The sequence below is a fragment of the Mobilicoccus caccae genome, assembly GCF_030161635.1.
GTDB classification, from domain to species: Bacteria; Actinomycetota; Actinomycetes; order Actinomycetales; family Dermatophilaceae; genus Mobilicoccus; species Mobilicoccus caccae.
The window spans coordinates 150860-166793 of the sequence record NZ_BSUO01000001.1; the positions used below are offsets into that span (position 1 = coordinate 150860).

General features: G+C 70.3%; 15 protein-coding genes and 3 pseudogenes. 14 read left to right on the forward strand and 4 right to left on the reverse strand.

Features of this window, described 5'->3' with window-relative positions:
* Positions 1-223: 223 nt before the first annotated feature.
* Positions 224-760, reverse strand: coding sequence for a hypothetical protein (locus QQK49_RS00800; RefSeq protein WP_284302220.1), 537 nt, complete (start codon positions 758-760; stop codon positions 224-226).
* A gap of 1 nt (position 761) precedes the next feature.
* On the reverse strand, positions 762-1031 hold the full coding sequence (locus tag QQK49_RS00805; protein WP_284302221.1) for a hypothetical protein: 270 nt from the start codon (positions 1029-1031) through the stop codon (positions 762-764).
* Positions 1032-1350: 319 nt separating this feature from the next.
* Between QQK49_RS00805 and dnaK the strand changes: the two genes are divergently transcribed.
* From dnaK to yaaA, 5 genes and pseudogenes are all read left to right on the forward strand, one after another.
* Positions 1351-3291 carry a molecular chaperone DnaK gene (gene dnaK / locus QQK49_RS00810; protein WP_284302222.1) on the forward strand — a complete coding sequence of 647 codons (1941 nt, stop codon included), beginning with the start codon at positions 1351-1353 and terminating at the stop codon, positions 3289-3291.
* Between the two features lie 103 nt (positions 3292-3394).
* Positions 3395-4177 (forward strand): nucleotide exchange factor GrpE, encoded by a 783-nt coding sequence (gene grpE / locus QQK49_RS00815; RefSeq protein ID WP_284302223.1) that lies wholly within the window; start codon positions 3395-3397, stop codon positions 4175-4177.
* A gap of 29 nt (positions 4178-4206) precedes the next feature.
* Positions 4207-5282 (forward strand): annotated as a pseudogene (locus QQK49_RS00820) (DnaJ C-terminal domain-containing protein).
* 92 nt (positions 5283-5374) lie between these two features.
* Positions 5375-5827: a heat shock protein transcriptional repressor HspR gene (locus QQK49_RS00825; RefSeq protein WP_284302225.1), complete on the forward strand. Its 453-nt coding sequence runs from the start codon at positions 5375-5377 to the stop codon at positions 5825-5827.
* Positions 5828-5853: 26 nt separating this feature from the next.
* Entirely contained in the window at positions 5854-6645 is a 792-nt protein-coding gene (yaaA, locus tag QQK49_RS00830; RefSeq protein ID WP_284302226.1) for a peroxide stress protein YaaA, read from the forward strand.
* A gap of 54 nt (positions 6646-6699) precedes the next feature.
* Here yaaA and QQK49_RS00835 read toward each other — a convergent pair whose 3' ends face one another.
* Positions 6700-7836 carry an alpha/beta hydrolase gene (locus QQK49_RS00835; protein ID WP_284302227.1) on the reverse strand — a complete coding sequence of 379 codons (1137 nt, stop codon included), beginning with the start codon at positions 7834-7836 and terminating at the stop codon, positions 6700-6702.
* Between the two features lie 94 nt (positions 7837-7930).
* On the opposite strand from QQK49_RS00835, the gene QQK49_RS00840 reads away from it, so the two are divergent.
* From QQK49_RS00840 to QQK49_RS00860, 5 genes are all read left to right on the forward strand, one after another.
* Positions 7931-8581: an AzlC family ABC transporter permease gene (locus tag QQK49_RS00840; protein WP_284305789.1), complete on the forward strand. Its 651-nt coding sequence runs from the start codon at positions 7931-7933 to the stop codon at positions 8579-8581.
* Positions 8578-8889, forward strand: a complete 312-nt coding sequence (locus QQK49_RS00845; protein WP_284302228.1) for an AzlD domain-containing protein — start codon at positions 8578-8580, stop codon at positions 8887-8889. The genes QQK49_RS00840 and QQK49_RS00845 overlap by 4 nt, the downstream gene beginning before the upstream one ends.
* 93 nt (positions 8890-8982) lie before the next feature.
* A complete protein-coding gene (locus QQK49_RS00850) occupies positions 8983-9960 on the forward strand; it encodes an NAD-dependent epimerase/dehydratase family protein (protein WP_284302229.1) in 978 nt (325 codons plus the stop codon).
* Positions 9961-10165: 205 nt separating this feature from the next.
* Positions 10166-10612 (forward strand): glycosyltransferase, encoded by a 447-nt coding sequence (locus QQK49_RS00855; protein ID WP_284302231.1) that lies wholly within the window; start codon positions 10166-10168, stop codon positions 10610-10612.
* Positions 10609-11397 carry a glycosyltransferase gene (locus tag QQK49_RS00860; protein WP_284302232.1) on the forward strand — a complete coding sequence of 263 codons (789 nt, stop codon included), beginning with the start codon at positions 10609-10611 and terminating at the stop codon, positions 11395-11397. Before QQK49_RS00855 ends, QQK49_RS00860 begins: the two co-directional genes overlap by 4 nt.
* A gap of 293 nt (positions 11398-11690) precedes the next feature.
* Here QQK49_RS00860 and QQK49_RS00865 read toward each other — a convergent pair whose 3' ends face one another.
* The gene (locus tag QQK49_RS00865; protein ID WP_284302233.1) at positions 11691-13223 is read right to left on the reverse strand and encodes an MFS transporter; all 1533 of its coding nucleotides are present in this window, start codon (positions 13221-13223) and stop codon (positions 11691-11693) included.
* A gap of 441 nt (positions 13224-13664) precedes the next feature.
* On the opposite strand from QQK49_RS00865, the gene QQK49_RS00870 reads away from it, so the two are divergent.
* The 4 genes and pseudogenes from QQK49_RS00870 to QQK49_RS23090 form a co-directional block, all read left to right on the forward strand.
* Positions 13665-13898: a hypothetical protein gene (locus QQK49_RS00870; protein ID WP_284302234.1), complete on the forward strand. Its 234-nt coding sequence runs from the start codon at positions 13665-13667 to the stop codon at positions 13896-13898.
* Positions 13899-14046: 148 nt separating this feature from the next.
* The gene (locus QQK49_RS00875) at positions 14047-14814 is read left to right on the forward strand and encodes a hypothetical protein (RefSeq protein WP_284302235.1); all 768 of its coding nucleotides are present in this window, start codon (positions 14047-14049) and stop codon (positions 14812-14814) included.
* 96 nt (positions 14815-14910) lie between these two features.
* A pseudogene (locus tag QQK49_RS23085) lies at positions 14911-15078 on the forward strand (GntR family transcriptional regulator); the annotation flags it as partial.
* 238 nt (positions 15079-15316) lie between these two features.
* Positions 15317-15835, forward strand: a pseudogene (locus tag QQK49_RS23090) (ATP-binding cassette domain-containing protein); the annotation flags it as partial.
* Positions 15836-15934: the final 99 nt, after the last annotated feature.

Below are 15934 nucleotides of genomic sequence, written 5' to 3' on the forward strand. Positions count from 1 at the left end.
CTTCGATGATGTCAAACCGGTCCGGGGTAGGCGCAGAGGGCTCCTCTCCATGGTCGATCTCGGCGACCAACGTCCCGTCGGTGTGCTCATCGAGGGCAACAGTGCCTTCACCGGTGGGCTCTCCGCGCGGTGGGTCGCTGCTGATTCTCTCGGGCGAGGATGTCGCTGCGGCGGAAACGACAGGAGTCCGCGGAACGTCACGTGTCGGATCCGACGACGCCGCTCAGGGTCGCGGCGGGTCGAGGAGGACGCCGGCCTGCCAGAGAAGATCGACCCTCGGCGGCAGGACGACCCCGTCTGGGCCGTAGACGGATTCGCACACGTCGGCGATTGCGTCGGCGTTCGTCAGTCCCAAGTGGTGGATGAGCAGCCTCAGGTCGCTGAGGTCGGAGTGTCGAAACGCCGCCATCTTCATGGCGAGGAGGTGTTCGGCCGGGGCGATGACGATGTCGAGAGCGCCGAACCGACCGAGGACTCGTCCGGTCGGGGGCGGCCCGGGCGGGAGGAAGAGGGTGACGGCGTCACTGAGCCATTCGGGTGGGAGCGCACGTTCGGCGGCCAGCTGTGCGGCGACGTCCTTGATCGTCGTGGGTGGGTCGAGCAGTGCATCGATGTCACGGGTCGAGCGCCGAGCGTCCCACTCCAGGGCCATGACCGCGCCACCGACGACGTAGATGCGTCCGGCCACGTGGTGCGCCGCGAGGCGAGTGCCCAGTTCGGTCAGTAATTCCGTCACGGTGTTGCGGTCGAAGTGGTCCACGTCATCGGCCCTCGAGTGATTCGGCATCGATCCACACGCCGAGCACGGCCAGCTCGGAGGGCGTGCGCTGAAGCAGTCGTGTGGCCAGGGCGGGCTCGGGACGCACCATCCAGAACCGCTTCAAGGGTTCGATGTTCGTCCATTGCGGTGCTGTCAGGCCGCGACGACCGAACACCCAGGCGACCGCCCCGGCGGTGAGCGCGTCCCAGCGCGCAGACCCGGTGCGCGGCGTGTCGGCCGCGCGACGCGGACCTCGACGAGACTGCGACATCTTCAGTGAGATCCGACACCTCCTGGCGGCCACCACCACATCGGTCCCCGATCGCGGGAATGATCTCCCGTCGACAAGAGTTGAGTCGAGTGAGCGCAACTTTGCGGAGCCCCGGTTTGACAGGATCGGGCCGGAGTCGCAGAGTTGAGCGCAGTCGAATCAACCCCGGCCGGAGCCGGGCGAGAGGCCTCGTGATCGGGTCCGCACGACCCGACCTGGGCGCAGCACCACACCGACGAGTCGGTGGGTGTGCGGCCCCGAACAGGAGGCGTCCCGCCGTGACTCCGACCACCCCGACCCACAGGGAGTGAGAAACCACATGGCTCGTGCAGTAGGCATCGACCTCGGTACCACCAACTCGGCCGTCTCCGTTCTCGAAGGAAACGAGCCGACCATCATCGCGAACGCCGAAGGCGGCCGCACCACGCCGTCCGTCGTCGCGTTCAGCAAGAACGGCGAGGTGCTCGTCGGCGAGATCGCCAAGCGCCAGGCCGTCACCAACGTCGACCGCACCATCCGCTCGGTCAAGCGCCACATCGGCACCGACTGGAAGTCCCCGGAGATCGACGGCAAGCAGTACAGCGCCCAGGAGATCAGCGCACGCACGCTTATGAAGCTCAAGCGCGACGCCGAGTCCTACCTCGGTGAGCCCGTCACCGACGCCGTCATCACCGTGCCGGCGTACTTCGACGACGCCGAGCGTCAGGCCACCAAGGAGGCCGGTGAGATCGCGGGCCTCAACGTCCTGCGCATCGTCAACGAGCCCACCGCCGCGGCCCTCGCCTACGGCCTCGACAAGGGCAAGGAGGACGAGCTCATCCTCGTCTTCGACCTCGGTGGCGGCACGTTCGACGTGTCCCTCCTCGAGGTCGGCAAGGACCCGGAGGACGGCTTCTCCACCATCCAGGTCCGCGCCACCCACGGTGACAACAAGCTCGGTGGCGACGACTGGGACGACCGCATCGTCAAGCACCTGCTCACCACGGTGAAGAACAACACCGGTGTCGACCTGAGCAACGACAAGATCGCCATGCAGCGTCTGCGTGACGCCGCGGAGCAGGCCAAGAAGGAGCTCTCCACCGCGACGAGCACCAACATCTCCCTGCAGTACCTGAGCATGAGCGAGAACGGCCCGATCCACCTCGACGAGACCATCACCCGGCCTCAGTTCGAGCAGATGACGGCCGACCTCCTCGAGCGCACGAAGGCGCCGTTCAACCAGGTCATCAAGGACGCGGGGATCTCGCTGTCCGACATCGACCACGTCGTGCTCGTCGGCGGTTCGACCCGTATGCCGGCCGTCAGCCAGGTCGTCAAGGAGCTGACCGGCGGCAAGGAGCCCAACAAGGGCGTCAACCCCGACGAGGTCGTCTCCGTCGGTGCGGCGCTGCAGGCCGGTGTCCTCAAGGGTGAGCGCAAGGACGTGCTCCTCATCGACGTCACGCCCCTGTCCCTCGGCATCGAGACCAAGGGCGGCCTGATGACCAAGCTCATCGAGCGCAACACGGCCATCCCGACGAAGCGTTCCGAGGTGTTCACGACGGCCGAGGACAACCAGCCCTCGGTGCTCATCCAGGTGTTCCAGGGTGAGCGTGAGCTCGCCAACGCCAACAAGCAACTCGGCACCTTCGAGCTCACCGGTATCGCGCCCGCGCCGCGTGGTGTGCCGCAGATCGAGGTCACCTTCGACATCGACGCCAACGGCATCGTCCACGTCTCCGCCAAGGACCGCGGCACCGGCAAGGAGCAGTCCATGACGATCTCCGGTGGCTCCGCGCTGCCGAAGGAAGAGATCGACCGCATGGTGCGCGAGGCCGAGCAGCACGCCGAGGAGGACAAGTTGCGTCGCGAGGAGGCCGAGGCCCGCAACACCGCGGAGCAGCTCGTCTACTCCACCGACAAGTTCCTCGTCGACAACGGCGACAAGGTGTCCGAGGAGACGAAGAAGCCGGTCGAGGAGGCCCTCACCGACCTCAAGGTCACGCTCGGCAAGACGGGCGACGAGGCCGCCACGCCGGAGGACATCAACGCCAAGGTCACCAAGCTCAACGAGGTCTCCCAGGCCATGGGCGCCGCGATGTACGCCGCGGCGCAGGCCGAGGGCGGCGAGCAGGCCGGCGGCGAGCAGGCCGGCCCGTTCCCGGGTGCCGAGGGATTCGGCGCGGCCGGCGGGCCTGCCGGTGACCAGGGTGCTCAGGCGGGCAAGGACGACGACGTCGTCGACGCCGAGGTCGTCGAGGACGACGACAAGAAGAAGTGACCCCGCTGTTCCGCCCCGGTCCCACCTCGCGTGGGGCCGGGGCGGAGCGCCACCCGCAGACACCCCGGTGAGGCCGCCGGCGCAGACCGAGAAGGAGCCGTACATGAGCAACGACGAGAACCGGACGCCCGTCGGCGACGACGCGCTCGGGTGGCCCGGTCAGGACACCAGGTCCGAGGCCGATCAGGGCGGTATGTCCTCGGGTCGGCCCACGTCTCCCGCGAGGAGTGCGGCCTCGGCCGCCGCCGCCCGCGCCGCCTACGCGAACGCAGGCAAGGGCGCACCGCGCGCCGAGCAGCACGATCTGTCGCAGGACGACGCCCCCAGCATCGAAGAGGAGCCGGTCATCGAACCCGCAGACCCGCGCGAGGACATCATCGGCTCCGAGCAGGACCCGGAGCCGGAATCGGCCGAGGGACGCCCGGAGGCACCCGGTCCCGACACCCAGAACGTCGACGCCCGGCTCGCCGCCGAGCGCCTGGCCGACTACCAGCGTCTGAACGCCGAGTACGTCAATTACAAGCGCCGCGTCGACCGCGACCGTGCCGGGGACCGCAAGCGGGCCGTCGCCTCGTTCCTCGAGTCGTTGCTGCCCGTGCTCGACGAGATCCACCTCGCCCGCGAACACGGTGAGCTGGTGGAGGGAACGCCCTTCGCCAAGATCGCCGCCAAGCTCGAGGGGATCCTCGCCAAGCAGGGCGTGAGTGCCTTCGGTGAGGTCGGCGAGACCTTCGACCCGATGGTGCACGAAGCGCTGATGCACACCACCGCGGAGCTGCCCGAGGGCACGACCGACACCACCGTCGTCATGGTCATGCAGCCCGGCTACCGCATCGACGACCGCGTCGTCCGACCCGCACGCGTCTCGGTCGCCGACCCCGCGTGACCCACCCGAACACCTACTGAGGAGGCGAGATGGCCAGCCAGGACTGGTTCGACAAGGACTTCTACGCCGTGCTGGGCGTCTCGGTCGACGCTGACGCCAAGGACATCAAGGCCAAGTACCGCAAGCTCGCCCGGACGCACCACCCGGACAGCAACCCCGGCGACGCGGCGGCCGAGCAGCGGTTCAAGGAGATCGGCGAGGCCTACGCCGTGCTGTCCGATCCCGAGGAGCGCAAGCAGTACGACGCCGTCCGCGCCATGAGTCGCGGTGGCGCCCGGTTCACCGCCGGCGGCCCCGGCGGCGGCATGGGCGGAGCCGGGTTCGAGGACGTGTTCAGCACGATCTTCAACCAGGGCGGCGGCGGAGGCACCCGGTACTCCACCGGCGGCGGCTTCGGCGGCCGCACCGGCCAGGAACCCGACCTCGAGGACCTGCTCAACATGTTCGGGCAGGGCTCGGGCGGCGGATTCCCTCCGGGCGGGACCCAGTACGGCGCTCCGGGCGGCCCCGGTGGTCGATCGGGCGGTTTCGGTGGCGGGTTCCGCGCGCCCCGCAAGGGCCGCGACATCCACGCCACGGCGGGACTCAGCTTCCGTCAGGCCGTGGAGGGCGACACGGTCGTGGTCAACGGCGTCGGTGGCAAGGCCATCACGGCCCGGATCCCCCGGGGATCAAGGACGGCGCGACGATCCGCCTGCCCGGCAAGGGCGAGGCGGGACCCGGTGGCGCGCCCGCCGGCGACATCCTGCTCAAGGTGACCGTCCACCCCCACGAGGTGTTCACCCGCGACGGCGACAACCTGCGCATCGAGGTTCCCGTCACGTTCGCGGAGGCGGCCCTGGGGGAGACGATCAGCGTGCCGACGCTGGCCGGTGACACCGTCAAGGTCAAGCTGCCCGCCGGCATCACCAGCGGCAAGACCCTGCGTGTCAAGGGCCGGGGAGTGCGGCGCAAGAACGGGCAGAGCGGCGACCTCATGGTCAAGGTGTCCGTCACCGTGCCGCAGCGGCTCACCGACGAGGCCCGTGCCGCGATCGAGGCGCTGCGCAACCAGGAGGTCGGCATCGACCCCCGCGAAGAGCTGTTCCGCAAGGCCCGCACCTGAGGCGGGCCCGGCCGGCATCGACCCGCCGGGCCGGGAGGACACCCCTTCCGGTCCGGCGTGGGGCACTCTGAAACTCTCGGAGAGGAGATGACATGACCACCATGGGATTCACCCCGGACGACGACACTCCGGTCTTCGTCATCTCCGTCGCGGCCGAACTGGCGGGGATGCACGCCCAGACCCTGCGCCAGTACGACCGCACCGGGCTCGTCACCCCCTCCCGCACCCGCGGCGGAGGACGTCGGTACTCCAACCGCGACATCGTCCAGCTCCGGGAGATCCAACGGCTCTCCCAGGACGAGGGTGTGAGCCTGGCCGGCATCAAGCAGATCCTCGACCTGGAGAACGAGAACGCCGCCCTGCGTGCGCGCTTGACCGAGATCCAGGACGAACTGGCCCGCGTGCAGGCGCTGTACGAATCGGGTCGGCGGGTGTTCGCCGCCGGGCGCGCCGGTGACGTCGTGGCCGTGCGTGCCGGTGAACGTCCCCGGCGCCGCCGCAGTGACTCCCGCGCGCTCGTCGTCTGGCGGCCTCCGACGATCTGAGCACGGGACGCGGCTACGGTGACCTCGTGCTCACTCTGCTGTCACCGGCCAAGTCGCTCGATCTCGACTCCAAGCCGCCCACGAAGACCCACACGCAGCCGCGTCTGCTCGCCGAGGCGGAGCAGCTCGTCGAGGTGATGCGGGGCAAGAGCCCCGAGGAACTGTCCGAGCTCATGGGCATCTCGGAGGAGTTGGCACAGCTCAACGTGGACCGGTTCGCCGCCTTCACCACGCCGTTCACGCCCAAGAACGCGCGACCGGCGGTGTTCACGTTCGCCGGCGACGTCTACCAGGGGCTCGACCCGCGGGAGCGGTTCGACACCCGCGACCTCACCGAGGCGCAGAAGACGCTGCGCATCCTCTCCGGCCTCTACGGCGTGTTGCGGCCGCTGGATCTCATGCAGGCCTACCGCCTCGAGATGGGCTCCCGCCTCGCCACCGACCGCGGCGCCTCCCTCTACGACTGGTGGGGGTCGCGCATCACCGAGCAGATCGCCGCCGATCTCGCCGACTCCCCAGGGCCCGATGTCGTCGTCAACCTCGCCTCGGGGGAGTACTTCGGGGCCGTGGACGCCGACGCGCTCGACGCCCGGCTCGTCGAACCCCGCTTCGAGGACCAGGGGCCGACCGGCGACTGGAAGGTGATCTCGTTCTCCGCCAAGCGCGCCCGCGGACTCATGGCGGGCTGGATGGTGCAGAACCGCGTCCGCTCCGTGCGCGCACTGCGGGAGTTCGACGAGGCCGGCTACCGCTACCAGCCCGACCTCTCGCGCCCGGATGCACCCGTGTTCCGCCGCCCGCGCGTGGCCTCGGCCTGAACCCACTCCCTGTTCGAGCACGTCATCGATCGACATCGGTCGATCGGGAGTAGGTCAGCGGGACAACTCGTCGAGGAAGGCCAGGGTGGGTTCGGTGATGCGCTGCTGGGCCACGTCGTGTGGCACGGACTCCACGCCGTCGTCGGACTGGGTGCCGTAGTCGGAGAACGAGGTGTGGGTGGCGCCCTCGGCCGCGACATACCGGGTGTTCGCGGGTCGCTGCTCCGGCGCGGGTACGGCCTCGGCCGGCGCGATGAGGCCGTCGTTCGTGCCGTACACGCTGAGGACGGGGACGACGTCGGTCGGTGTCCGGACGTCGGCGTAGGAGGCCCAGAAGAGGAGTCCCACGACGCGAGGGTCGCTCGAGGCTGCCGTGCGGGCAGCGGCGACTCCACCGAGGCTGTGTCCCGCAGCCACCCAGCGAGACACCTCCGGGTGGGCGTCCATGGCCCAGACCGCGGCACCCTGCGCGAGCAAGGAGACCCCGAGCGGCTGCTCGGCGATGACGACGGTGTGGCCCCGCTCGGCGAGACGGGTGAGGATCGGTACGTATGCGCGGGCGTCGACGCGGGCTCCGGGCTGGAAGACGACCCCGACCCCGGTGTTCTTCCGTGGAGTGAGGGTGATCGACGTCGTGTCGTGAGTGACGCTCACGGTGTCCGTCCCCGACATGGCCGCGAGGGCGATGTCGGTCGCGGAGTGCGGACGCCCGAAGACGAGGACGACCGCGACCACCGCGGTCGTGAGCACTGCAGCGACCCATCCGCTCGCGCGCAACGCCTTTCGACGTCGGGACGCCGCCCCGGCGGTGGATGGCTCGTGTGTCGACGATCCGGAATCACCGGGTGCAGCGGCGGACCGGTCCCCGAACAGGGACACGGCGTCCTCGTCGGGCAGCCGGCTCGCTGCGCTGTGGCCGGTCCCGTGGCTCGCTGCACTGTCGCTCACCGGCCGACTCGCTCCCTGGCCCGCCGCGCCGGCGTTGCGGCTGTTCGAGCGGCGCAAGGTGCGGAGCAGGAGGAGGCCACCCGCGACCGCCGAGATCGTGAGCATCACCGGATACACCGGGTGTCCGGTGACGATCGCGTCGAAGGCCGTGGCCAGCGCCCAGACCGGAATGCCGAGCAGGACGACGCCGCATGCGGCGAGCACGATCGAGCCGACACGAGGACGGGGGCGAGTGGCGGGCATCCCTCGATCTTCGTCCACCGTGCGGGCATCCGAGGTCTGCCGCGCGGCGCGTCCCTACGATGCCGCGGTGGCAACTCTGACTCCCGCGACCCGCATGGGTCTGTCGATCGGGGTGGCAACGGGGCTCTATGGACTGAGCTTCGGCGCACTCGGTGTGGCCGCCGGTCTGTCGATCCTCCAAACGTGCGCGTTGTCGTTGCTGATGTTCACGGGTGGCTCTCAGTTCGCGCTGGTCGGGGTGATCTCCGGTGGGGGCACCTGGCCCTCGGCCGTGACGGCCGCCTCGCTGCTCGGCATCCGCAACGCCGTGTACGGGGTGCAGTTGAACGAGCTGCTGCGACCCCGCGGGGCGACGCGAATGGCCATGGCGCACCTGACGATCGACGAGTCGACGGCCACGGCGTCGGGCCAGGAGGATCCCGCCGAACAGCGCCGTGGCTTCTGGACGGCCGGGGTGGCGGTGTTCCTCTTCTGGAACCTGAGGACGTTCATGGGTGCACTCGCGGGGGCCTCCCTGGGCGACCCCGAGGCGTGGGGACTCGACGGTGCGGCGGTGGCGGCGTTCCTGGGTCTGCTGTGGCCGCGACTCCACGGCCGTGGGCCGATCGAGGTGGCGCTGATCTGCGCGTTCGTGGCCCTGGTCGTCACCCCGTTCGTGCCGCCGGGCATCCCCATCGTGCTGGCGGCGGTCGTCGCGGTCCTGGTCGCGTGGGCGCAGCACCGGCGAGCGGGGGAGGCGTCATGACTCCGTGGCTGTGGCTCGGCCTGGCCTGCCTCATCGCGTTCGCGACCAAGTTGCTGGGCTATCTCGTCCCGGAGTCGGTCCTGGACGCTCCCGTGATCCGGCAGGCGTCGGCCGCCTGTACCGTCGGTCTGCTCAGTGCCCTGGTCGTCGCCAACACCTTCGCGTCCGGTCAGGACTTGACGCTGGACGCACGGGCGGCGGCGTTCGTCGCCGCAGCCGCGGCGCTGGCCCTGCGGGCCCCGTTCATCGTCGTCGTCATCGTGGGAACGCTCGCCGCAGCGCTCGCCCGTCTGGCCGGGCTTCCGTGAGACCGGAGCAGCATCGCCCCGCACGGGCACGGTGTCGTTGAGCCGGGAGCGAAACCCGTGGAAGGCCGGCGTCGTGCGTGTCACGGTGCCGTCATGGACTTCTTGATCCTGGGTGGGACGGCCTGGCTCGGACGACGTGTCGCCGAGATCGCGCGTGATCGAGGGCACGACGTCACGTGCCTCGCGCGGGGAAGCGAACCCGCGCCGGAAGGGGTGCGGTTCATCCGCGCCGACCGGGACGACGAGGACGGCCTGAGCGGTGTCCGGGACCGGCGGTGGAGCGCGGTCGTCGACGTGGCACGGCAGCCTGGGCAGGTCCGGCGGGCGATGAGACAGCTCGAAGCCGAGCACGTCGTGTTCGTCTCCAGCATCAGCGTCTACACGCGCAACGACCTGCCCGACCGCGACGAGTCCGCACCCGTGCACGAGCCGCTCGCCGCGGACGAGCTGGACGACATGTCGCAGTACGGCCCGGCGAAGGTGGCCTGCGAGCGGATCGTGCGAGAGACCGCGTCGTCCTCCACGGTGATCCGGGCCGGACTGATCGGCGGAGCCGGGGACCACACCGGGCGCACCGGTTACTACCCGTGGCGCTTCGCCCACCCCACGGGCGCCGACGTGCTCGTGCCTCCCGACGACTCCTACCCCGTGGCGATGATCGACGCCGAGGACCTGGCCGCCTGGATCGTCGAGGTCGCCGAACGCCGCGTCGACGGGATCTTCGACGCCACCGGCCCTGCGGTGCCGCTGGGGGAGGTGCTCGAGTGCGCCCGCGCGGTCGCCGGCAGCTCGGCGCCGCCGCGCGCCGCGGATCCCGAGGCGCTCGCGAGTGAAGGCGTCGGATTCTGGATGGGGCCGACGACGCTGCCGTTGTGGGTCGGCGCGCCGGGGTGGCGATATGCGACGGTCGCCGACGCGTCCGCCGCCCGCAGCCACGGCCTGACGACCCGTCCACTCGCGCAGACCCTGGCCGCAGCCCTGACTTTCGAGGAGAGCCGCGGCGGACCGCGCGGCGCCGGCCTCACCGACGAGGAGGAACGACGCCTGCGGGCTGCGCTCTCCGGGCAGTGAGTCCCGTTCTCTCTGAGCAGATCCGCCTTCCGTGCTGCCCCGGCGCATGTGCGGGTCGGTGATGATGACGGCAGGCGAGGCCAAGGTGCGGGAGGAGTCACGCGTACCAGCAGCCGCCCGCTGGGGGCAGGCCCGCACGACAGCGAATCGGGCTCGACCCGAGCCGTACCGCACGGGAGAGAACGTCTCGGGCAAGGATGGGGGCATGCGTCTCGTCATCGCCGGTTCCGGCTCACAGGGGGACACCCGTCCCTACCTCGCGCTCGCCGAAGGCATGCGGGCGCGGGGGCACGATGCCGTCGTGTGCCTCGATCGCACCGGACGTGACGCGGCCGACGCCCTCGGGTTGGACTTCCGCGAGCTGGGGGGCGACTTCCGGACCCACCTGGACGGCGGGCGAGGGATGCGCGCGCTCGAGAAGGCCGACGGTGGGTTGTCCGGGCTGATGCTCTTCCGCGACGTCGCCCGCGAGCACTCGCAGCAGTGGATCACCACCATCGCCGCTGCGGCCCATGACCATCGCGCCGACGTCGTCCTCGGCAGCGGCCTCGCGATCTTCGCCGCGCTCACCGCAGCCGAGATCACCGGCAGCAGACCGGCGGTCGCCGGCGCGTTCCCGCTGTCGCCGACGAGGAGTTCTCCTCCGCCGTGACTCCCGCGCCGGTGCCCGCCCGGCTGAACCTGGCCACCCACCACGTCGCGTCCCGGGCCATGTGGTCGGCGTTCCGGGCCCCGACCAACCGCATCCGTCGCGCCGCCGGGCTACGCCCGTTCTCGCCCCGGTGGGAGCGGCTCCCGGTCGTCTACGGGTTCTCCCCGGCGTTGGTGCCACGGCCGCTGGACTGGCCGGACAGCGCGCGCGTCTGCGGCGCCTGGCACCTGGCGGAGCCCGACTGGACCCCACCGACCGAGCTCGCCGCGTTTCTCGACGAGGGGGAGCCGCCGGTCTACATCGGCTTCGGCAGCATGGCGGCGTCGGGAACGGCTGAGCTCACCCGGAGGATTCTCGACGTCCTCGAGGGGCGTCGGGCCTTGGTCGCGCCGGGGTGGAGCGGTATCGAGCGCGAGCTGGGCGCGTTGCCCGAGTCCGTCCGACTGGTCGGGGCGACGCCGCACTCCTGGTTGTTGCCGCGGTGCGCCCTCGCCGTCCACCACTGCGGTGCGGGGACCACCCATGCCGTGGCCCGTGCCGGCATCCCCTCGGTCCCCGTCCCCTTCGCCGCCGACCAGCCCTTCTGGGCGCGCCGGCTGCGGGAGGCCGGCATCGGCAGCCGTCCGTTGGACCGCCGGTCGGCGACGGCCACGTCCATCGGCGACGCGCTGTCGGAGGCCAGTTCGAGGTGGATGCGTGACCGCGCAACCGAGGTCGGGCAGGACATGGCGGGAGAGGACGCGGTCGGGGCCGTCATCGACCACCTGTCGCGCTGGCACTCCTGATCGACGGTGGGCACAGGCGCGGCGGCAGGGGCGAGCACCAACCGGGAGTACAACGGCGCCGAGCCCGGGTACCGCGTTCCATGAGTGCAGTTCACAGGGTTGCTGCGAGGGTCGGGATCCGCCGCATCCACCGTTACCCTCCCGCTTGGTGCCCGCACCCACCCATCGCATCGGTGTGAAGAGCGACTCCGCGTCCCTGGAGGATCGAACCGGCGGGGTCGGCGTCATCCCGGCCCGCGTGGGCATCGACCGGGTCCCCGACGCGAGGGCTCGTCCGGTGTCCGGCTGCCCCCTCAGGCCCGCAGGGCGGCCCGCCGCAGCACGACCCACACGACCACAGCGGTGACGCCGGTGAGGATCGCGCCGACCATCGACGTAGACGCCACTCCGGCCTCGAAGGCGCGCTGCGCGGCGAGGACGGTCTCGGCGGCCTGCGCCTCCGGCATCCCCTCACTGGCGGTGACCGCGGTGCCGATCATGTTCTCCACGTCGGCGCGGGCCTCGGCGGGCACGCTGTCCGGCACCTGGATGGTCATGCGGTACATCCACGAGAGGTAGCTGCCGAGAATCGCGACGCCGAGCGCCGTGCCCAGTTCGTACGCCGTCTCCGAGATGCCCGACGCGGCACCGGCGCGTTCGGCCGGCACCGAGGCGAGGATCGCGTCGTTGGTCAACGTCTCTGCCAACCCGGCACCGGCCCCGACCAGCACGAACACCAGCACGATGACGATGTGCGGCGAGCCCACCGTCATCGTCGACCCCAGGGAGTACCCGGCCGTGGCGAGCAGGATGCCCGCCGGGATGAGGTGCCGGACGGCGATGACCCGCGCCAACACCACGGCGAGCAGGCCGCTGACGATCGAGGCGAGCGCTCCCGGGATCATCGTCGTCGCGGCCTCCAGCGGCGACCTGCCCTCGACGAACTGCAGGTGCTGGGAGAGGAAGAACACGAGTCCGGCGAACGCGAACACGCTGATGAAGTTGGCCGAGATCGACGCCGCGAACACCGGGCGCGTGAACAGACGCAGGTCGAGCAGCGGGTCGGTGCGCGTGAGCTGGCGCCGCACGAACGCGATCGCGCTCGCGATGCCGATGGCGAACATGCTCGCGCCGAGCAGGTCGACCCCCTCGGTGGCGGTGTGCTTGACGCCGTAGACCAGCGGCATCATCGCGGCGATCGACAGGACGACGCCGACCGGGTCGAGGCGCCCGGCGTGGGGGTTGCGCGACTCCGGGAGCAGGAAGGGCCCGGCGGCGAGCAGCACGACCGCGGCCGGCACGGAGATGAGGAAGATCGCGCCCCACCAGAAGTGCTCGAGCAGCCACCCGCCGACGATGGGTCCGAGAGCGGCGCCACCGGCGAACGCGGAGGCCCAGATGGCGATGGCCAGACGGCGTTGGGTGTCGTCGAGGAACACGTTGCGCAGCAGCGACAGGGTCGAGGGCATGAGCATCGCGCCGAACACCCCGAGGAGGATGCGGGCCGCGATGAGGTGGCCCGCGGTGGGCGCGAAGGCGGCGTAGATGCTGACCAGCCCGAACCCGGCGGTGCCGATGAGCAGGAGGCGTCGCCGGCCGATCCGGTCGCCGAGCATGCCCATGGTGATGAGCAACCCGGCGAGGACCAGCGGGTACACGTCGACGATCCACAGCAGCGCGTTGGCGCTCGGCTGCAGCGAGGTCGACAGCTGCGGCACGGCGAAGGCCAGGGCGGTGTTGTCGATGCTGACGACGAGGACGGGCAGCATCAACACGACCAGCGCGGCCCAGCCACGAAGGCCCGCGCGTGGGGTGGTGGTGCTGGTGGGTGACATGGTGCTGGTCATGACCTTTCGGGATTCTCGCTCGAGGGTGTCGTCTCACTTAACCGTCCGGCCGGTACAGTATCTGGTGACGTGTCATCCCCGCCAATCGGAGGAGAACCGGCGAGGATGGAGAATCCGAACGATATCGACCGCGGTGAAGACCGCGGGAGGAGGCGAGCGCCACGTGAGTGACACCCGGGGCCGGATCATGGACGCCCTGGAGGAGGTGCTCGCCGAATCCGGGCCCACCGGCGCGACACTCGAGGCCGTCGCCGCCCGTGCCGGGATCTCCAAGGGGGCCTGCTCTACCACTACGGCAGCAAGGAGGCCCTCTACGGCGGGCTGCTCGACCGCCTGCGGGGGCTGGGGGAGGCCGACGCCACCGACCGGGCTCCGGGCGGGGTCATCACCTCCTACCTGGCCACCTCGTCGGTCGCCAAGGACCACTTCACCCGCACGCTCATGGCGGCGCTGCGCCTCCTCGGGTCGGCCGACGTCGACGTCGAGGGCGCGATCGTCGAGGCCATCGACCACTGGTCCGCCCTGTTGTCGCGCGAGATCGAGGATCCACTGCTGGCCCGCCTCGTCGTCCTCATCGGTGACGGGCTCTACCTGCGGGCGCTCATCGGCGCGGAGCCGAGTCCGGTCGACGGTGATCTGGCGGCGTATCTCGAGGGGCTCGTCGAGCGGGCTTGATCCCTGGCGTCCTGGACGGGTCCGGGATGGGTGTCCAGTTGCGCAACGCCGGAATCGGCCACGAAAGCGGTGTCGACGGCGCCTCCGCGGCCGATGTACTGGTGACCCCCGTGCAGTGAGTCACGACCAGAACAGAGGCGCCCTTCTCATGAGCCAGTTGATCGACATCGCTCTCGACGGCGCGGCCGAGGCGTTGGACCCGGCTGTGCGTCCGTGGATCCTGGGAGTGGCCCATCTCGTCGACACCTCACCCGAGCAGGAGGCCTTCGACCCCGCGACCATCGAGTCGGTGCTCGACCTCGCCTCGCGGACGGTGCAGTTCCCCAGCGGTCCGGTCGGGTTCGTCGCCGGAGGGTATGAGTCGCGTCCAGAGCCGGACTTCCAGCTCGTCACGTTGAGCAGCGCCAAGGCCCCGCACCTCGAGCTGAAGATCGGCCTCGGCATCGCGGGGTTCGTCGCCGTCGGGCTGACGCGCAGCGACGTGTTCGACGACGGGGTGACGCGTCCGGCAGGCGCGCTCCTCACGGACATGGAGTCGGTCATCGCCGACACCTACACGCTCTCGATCGCCAGTGCCCTCCAGCTCGGATACGTCGGCCCCATCGACTACGGCTTCACGGTCGCCTACGACGGCCAGGGTCGCGGTCTGACGCTCTACACGCTCGACGAGGCCACGGGGCGCCCGGTGGAGGTCGTGACCGACGGTGCGAGGATGGCCCCGAGTGTCGGTCGGATCGCCTACTCGCCGGAGAAGACCCTGGTGGAGGCGTACATGGACGTGTACGAGATGGCTCGAGGTCTGCTCGCGCGCTACGACCGGACCCCCCAGCTCATCGACCTGCCCGGACGCAGCGGCGACGGATATGACGGGGACCCCCTCGGGGCCAAGGCGGAGCGGGGGCGGCTCCGGCCGTAGGGCCTCGGCCCCCGGGGTCCATCCGTTCGCAGAACGGCTTGCTGTACATAGCTGTCCTTGCTGTCTATAGTGCGTATAGACAGTAAGGAGACTCTCGTGCGCATCGTCATCTCGAACGCCTCGGGACAACCGATCTACGAACAGATCTCGACCCAGGTCAGGGCCGCGATCCTCGCCGGGGATCTCGCCGAGGGCGAGAAGCTGCCCTCGATCCGCGGGCTGGCCCGTGACCTGCGCGTCTCCGTCATCACCACGACACGTGCCTACTCCGACCTGGCGGCGGAGGGGTTCATCGTCAACGTCCAGGGCAAGGGCAGCTACGTCCTCGCCCGCGACGGCGAGCTCGTCCGCGAACACGCGCTGCGCGAGATCGAAGCCCACCTCATCCGCGCCGTCGACACCGCTCGCGCGGCCGGTCTCGACGGCGCCGACGTCCGCGCAGCCCTGCAGGCGCTGCTCGACGCGGACTCCGACGACTCATCGGATGCGAAGGAGACCACCGATGACCGACATCCACCCCACCCCGAACGACACCCTCGCCGGTTCCGATGTCGCACTGGCGATCCGGGGGCTGGTCAAGAGGTTCGGCCGGTTCACGCTCGACGGGATCGACCTCGACGTCCCGCGTGGGTACGTCGTCGGCCTGGTCGGCGCGAACGGCTCGGGCAAGACGACGACGATCGGTTCGGCCATCGGCACGGTCGTCCCCGACGAGGGCCGGATCGCCATGCCGACCATGGACAGGGTCGGGGTCGTCCTCGACTCGCACTACTTCATGAAGGGCTGGACGCCGACCGCGATCGAGTCGGCGGTCGAGCCCTTCTACCCCGCGTGGTCGGAGGAGCGCTACCGCAGTCTGCTCGCGCGGTTCGGCATCCGCACCGATGCGAAGGTCGGTGAGATGTCGCGCGGAACCGGGATGAAGCTGCAGGTCGCCGTGGCACTCGCGCACGATCCCGAGCTGCTCGTCCTCGACGAGCCCACCTCCGGTCTGGACCCCGTCGCCCGTGAGGACTTCCTCGACCTCGTCGCCGAGTTCATGCAGGACGAGAGTCACGCCGTGCTCTTCTCCAGCCACATCACGGGTGACCTGGAGCGGATCGCCGATTTCGTCACGGTC